Consider the following 5,459-nt stretch of genomic DNA (forward strand, 5'->3'; position numbering starts at 1 on the left):
CCCGTCGGAGGTGACCGTGGTCTCCACGGTCCATCCGGTGGCCGCGCCGCCGCACGGCCCGCAGGTCGCGATCGGCCACCCGATCCCCGGGGAGCGGATGGCCGTCGTCGATCCGCTCGGACGGACGCTGCCGCTGGGCGTCCCGGGAGAGCTCTGGCTGGGCGGCCCCGGCGTCGCGGACGGGTACCGCGGCCGTCCCGGGCTGACCGCGGCGGCCTTCGTCCCCGCCGGGGACGGCACCATGCTCTACCGCTCGGGCGACCGGGTCCGCTGGCACCCGGACGGTTCGGGCGGGCACGTCCTGGTCTTCCTCGGCCGCCGCGACAACCAGATCAAGCTGCGCGGCTACCGGATCGAGCTGGACGAGATCGACGCCGTCCTCCGCGAGCACCCCTCCGTCACGGACGTGGCGACCAACCCCAGCCCCGGGGCGGACGCCAGGCTGCGGGCGCACGTCGTGGCCCCCGCGGGCATTCCCGACGAGACCCTGTTCGCCGACCTCGAAGCCCACGCCCGGGACCGCCTCCCGGCCTACATGGTCCCCCGGACGTGGATCAGGCACGCCGAACTCCCCCGCACCATCAGCGGCAAGCTGGACCGCCGCGCCCTGGACCCGGTCGTCGGTGAAGCCGAGGACGAAGAGGTGCCGGGTTCCGGTGAGGGAACGCCGAGCGAGGGCGAGGGCGCGGCGGCCGGTGGAGATGGGGCGCTGGTCGGGCTGGTCGCCGAGGTCTGGGAGGCCGTGCTGAAGACGCGCGGGCTCAAGCCGGACGACGAGTTCTTCGCGCTCGGCGGCACGTCGCTGGTGGCCACGCGGGCGACCGTGCGGCTGCGCGAGGCGCTGGGATGCGACCTTCCGGTGTGGATGCTGTTCGACCACCCGGTCCTGGCCGACTACGCCGCCGAGGTGGAGAAGATCCTCATGGAGCAGCTCGCGAACGAGGAGGCCGGCGCGTGACCGAGGTCTCTCAGGACCGGGTGCGTGAACTGCTCGGCCGCCGGGTCGCCGCCGCACGTCAGGCGGCGGCCGGCATCCCGCGCGGCGCGGGCGATGGACGGCTCGCCCCGGTGCAGCGCCGGATGTGGCTGGCGGGCGCCGCCGAACCCGACAGCCCGGCGTACAACGTCCCGGTGGTCCTGCGGCTTCGCGGATCCCTGGACGTCCCCGCGCTGGAGACGGCCCTCGCGGATCTCGCGGCGCGGCACGACGTGCTGCACTCGCGGATCGTCGTCGAGGACGGCGAACCGAGGACCGTCCCCGGCGGCGCGCCAACGCTCTCGCACGCGCGGATCGACGCCGCCGAACTGGACGCGCGGGTGACCGCGCTCGTGGAACGGCCGTTTCGGCTCGCCGAGGAGATCCCGTTCCGGCCGACGCTTCTGGAGGTCGGCGATGAGGACCACGTGCTGGTCCTCATCGTCCACCACCTGGCGGTCGACGCCGGTTCGCTGCCGCTGCTGGTGGACGAGCTGGCCGCGCTCTACCGGTTCCGGACGGGCGACGGCCCCCCGCTCGATCCGCCGGCGCTGCAGTACGGCGACGCCGCCGCCTGGCTCAACGCGCGCGCCGCGTCCCCGGCGGCCGAACGGGCCCTGGACTGGTGGACCGAGCGGCTCGCCGACCTCGATCCCGCCCCGGTGCTCGCGCCGGTCCCCCGGACGGGCTGGTCCGGCGCGGAACTCGACCTCGAACTGGAAGCGGCGACGGTCGCGGCGCTGCGGGACCTCGCCCGCGGCGGCTCGGTCTTCATGGTGCTGCTGGCCGCCCTGCAGGTGCTGCTCGCCCGCGTCGGCGACCCGGACGTGGCGGTGGGCGTGCCGGAGGCGGGCCGCAGGCACCCCGATCTCGAAGGGGTGATGGGCTGCTTCATCGAGACCCTCGTCGTCCGGGACACCGTCGACCTCGATGCCACCGGCCGTGAGCTGATCCGGCGTGCCCGGACGGCGGCGCTGGACGCCGTGGGCCACGCCGAGGTCCCCTTCGACCGGGTCGCCGAGCGCGTGGCACCGGGACGTCCCCTGTTCGGGACGCTCCTCAACGTGGTCTCCCCGCCGCCCGCCCCGAAGGGGTTCCCCGGCCTGGCGGCGAAGCTCCTCGACGTCCCGATGACCGCGGTGAAGGCCGCTCTGACCTGGACGTTCATCGAGGACGGCGCGGAGCTGCGCGGCCGTCTCGCCTACCGCGCGGACGTCTACGACGCCGAGACCGCGGAACGCCTGGCGGGCTGGTTCACCGCTCTGCTGACCGGCCTGGCCACCGACCCCGACAGCGCCGTGGGTTCCCTGCCGCTGGAGCCGGGAGCCGATCACGTCCTGAGCACGCCGGCGACCGCCGGGGACCCGCGCGCCGTCCATGAGCGCTTCCTCGACCAGGCCCGGCTGGCCCCCGACGCGTGCGCCGTCGTGGCGTCCGACGGGTCCCTCACCTACGCCGAACTGGCCGACCGCTCCCGGCGCCTTGCCGAGCGCCTGCGCGCGCACGGCGTCGGCCGGGGCGACCACGTGGGCATCCTGATGGAGCGCACCCGGGATCTGCCGGTGGCGTTGCTCGGCGTCCTCATCGCGGGTGCCGCGTACGTGCCCGTGGACGAGACCGCACCGCCCGGCCGGGTCGCCCAGGTGCTCGCGGGCAGCGAGTTCGCCATCGCCTCACCTGCCTTGGCCGATCGCCTGCCGTCCGGGCTGACCGTCCTCTCGGTGGACGACCTGCCGGCGGAGGGAAGCGCGGACGTCGCGCTGCCCGCGGCCGACCCCGCGGACCCCGCATACGTGATCTTCACGTCGGGTTCCACCGGGACGCCCAAGCGGGTCGTCGTCGGCCACGGCAACCTCGCCGCGTACCTGGACGCCGTCGCGGCCCGGATCGGCCGGTCCTCTTCCTACGCGCTGGTCTCCACGATCGCCGCCGACCTCGGCCTGATGAACGTCTTCGGCGCCCTCACGACGGGCGCCGCGCTCCACCTGCTGGATCTGACCGCGTCGACCGACCCGGCGCTGTTCGCCGAGCGCGTCCGGGGCGTGGAGACCTTCAAGTGCGTCCCCAGCCACCTGGAGGGCCTGGCCGCCCACGCGCCGCTCTCCTCGCTCCTGCCGGAACGGCTGCTCGTCCTCGCGGGCGAGGCCGTCCCGTGGTCGCTGATCGACCGTGTCGCGCAGGAGCGCCCCGACCTGGAGGTGCAGGTCCACTACGGGCCGACGGAGACGACCGTGTCAGTCCTCGGCTGCGACGCGGAAACGGCCGCGCGGGAGTCGGGGAACGTCCCGCTGGGGACGCCGTTCCCCGGCGTGAGCTGCTTCGTCGCCGACGCCGCGGGCCGTCCGCTGCCCCACGGCGTGCCCGGAGAGCTGTGGATCGGCGGCCCGCAGGTGGCGCGGGGAGGGCTGCACCGGTCGGGGGACCGGGCGAGGGTCCGCTCCGACGGGATGGTGGAGTTCCTCGGGCGGATCGACGACCAGGTGAAGGTGCGCGGCCACCGGGTCGACCCCGGTGAGGTCGCCGCCGCCTGCCGGGCCGTGCCCGGGGTCGCCGAGGCGGTCGTCCTCGGCGTTCCGGAGGGCCTCGCCGCCTGGCTGGTCGCCCCCGGCCTGGACGAGGCGACCGTGCGGCAGGCGCTGAGGCAGGCACTGCCGGACGCCATGGTCCCGTCCTCGTTCACCTTCCTGGAGGCCCTGCCGCTGACGGTCAACGGGAAGATCGACCGGGGCCGCCTGCCCGCGCCCGCCCGGGAGGCCGGGGCTCTGTCCTCGGTCACCGAACTGCTCGTGGCGGAGGTCTGGGGCGAGATGCTCGGCGTCACCGAGGCCGGGCCCCGCGACGACTTCTTCGCCCTCGGTGGTGACTCGTTCTCGGCGGTCCGCGCCGCCGCCCGGTTCGCCGAGCGGCTCGACTCCGCGGTGCCGCCGCGGGTGCTGTTCGACCATCCGGTCCTCGCCGACCTGGCCCGGGAGCTGGACTCCCTGACCGGGGACGCCGAGGAGCCGATCCCGCGGCGCGCCGAGACCGGGCCCTGGCCGCTCACCCCGCTGCAGCGCCGCCTGTGGCTGGCCGGCGAGCTGGACCCCGAGTCGTCCGCCTACAACGTCCCGGTGCTGCTGCGACTGCGCGGCCAACTGGACCTCGCGGCGCTGCGCGCGGCGGTGACCGGGCTGGCGCGTCGCCACGAGATGCTGCGCACCCGCGTCGTCCTCGTGGAGGGCGAGCCGCACGGGATCACCGACGACCCCGCCGACGTCCCGCTTCCGGTGGAACAGGCGGAGGACCTGGACGCCCGGCTGGCGGAGCTGACCGCGCGTCCCTTCGCGCTGGCCGAGGAGCCACCGCTTCGCGCGGCGCTCCTTCAGCTCGGCCCGGACGACCACGTCCTGGCTCTGGTCCTGCATCACATCGCCAGCGACGCCCGCTCCCGCGGCGTCCTCCTTCGGGACCTGGCGGCGCTGTACTCGGGACGCGAGCTGAGCCCGCTCGGCGTCGGCTTCCCCGATGTCGCCGCGTGGCAGCACGGCCGTCCGGTCTCCTCGTGGTGGTCCGAGCGGCTGGCGGATCTGCCGCCCGAACTCGATCTGCCGTGCGACGGCGCACGGGACGGCGGTTCCGACGCGGGCTTCCTTCGGTTGGAGCTCAGTGAGGAACTGGTCGCCGGGGTGCGGGGCTTGGCCGCCGGCTCTGGCGCGACCGTCTTCATGGTGCTGCTGACGGCGTTGCAGGCGACGCTCGCCCGGATCTCGGGGAGCGAGGACGTGGCGGTGGCCGTTCCCGAGGCCGGACGGCGTCACCGCGATGCCGAGAACCTCGTCGGCTGCCTGCTGGACACGCTCGTCGTCCGGACGCGGCTGGACGACGCGTCCACCGGCCGCGCGCTGCTGGCGCGGGTCCGGGGCGAGGTGCTCGAAGCGTTCGCGCACGGCGCCGAGCCCTACGAGCCGCCGCCCCTGCAAGTCCTGCTGAACCTCTACCAGGCCCCGAGCGAGGTGACCGGATTCGCCGGACTCGCCGTCGAGGCGCTGGAGACGCTGCCGACGACCGCCCGGTTCGATCTGAGCTGGACGGTCCAGGACGACGGGTCCGGCCTGCGCGCCGGGCTCACCTACCGGCGCGACCTGTTCCAGGACGGCACGGCCCGCCGGATCGCGGGTTTCTTCACCTCCGTCCTCACCCAGCTCGTCGCCTCGCCGGACGGCCCGCTGGACGACTTCGTCCTGGAGCAGGGAACCGACCCGGTCCTTGCCGGACCACCTGTGTCCAGCTCGGACGAGCCGATCGGCCTGCACGAGCGGATCGAGCGCCAGGCCGCCCTCGCCCCGACGGCCACCGCGGTGGACGCGTTCGACGGCACGTACTCCTACCGCGAGCTCGACGGGCTCGCCGCCGCGCTGGCCGCGCGCCTGCGCGCCGCCGGGGTGGACCGGGGCGACCGGGTCGCGGTGCTCCTGCCGCGCTCCCGCGACCTGCCGGTCGCGCT

At 75.1% G+C, this 5,459-nt stretch carries 2 protein-coding genes; both read left to right on the top strand.

Annotation, left to right across the window (positions count from 1 at the left end):
* Nucleotides 1–958, top strand: a 958-nt coding sequence (locus tag AB0J52_RS25370; protein ID WP_500184716.1) for a non-ribosomal peptide synthetase, incomplete at its 5' end; no start/stop codon positions are given.
* Nucleotides 955–5,459, top strand: a 4,505-nt coding sequence (locus AB0J52_RS25375) for a condensation domain-containing protein (protein WP_500184717.1), incomplete at its 3' end; no start/stop codon positions are given. The genes AB0J52_RS25370 and AB0J52_RS25375, both read left to right, overlap by 4 nt.

Source organism: Spirillospora sp. NPDC049652 (assembly GCF_040675125.1).
Classification (GTDB): Bacteria; Actinomycetota; Actinomycetes; order Streptosporangiales; family Streptosporangiaceae; genus Spirillospora.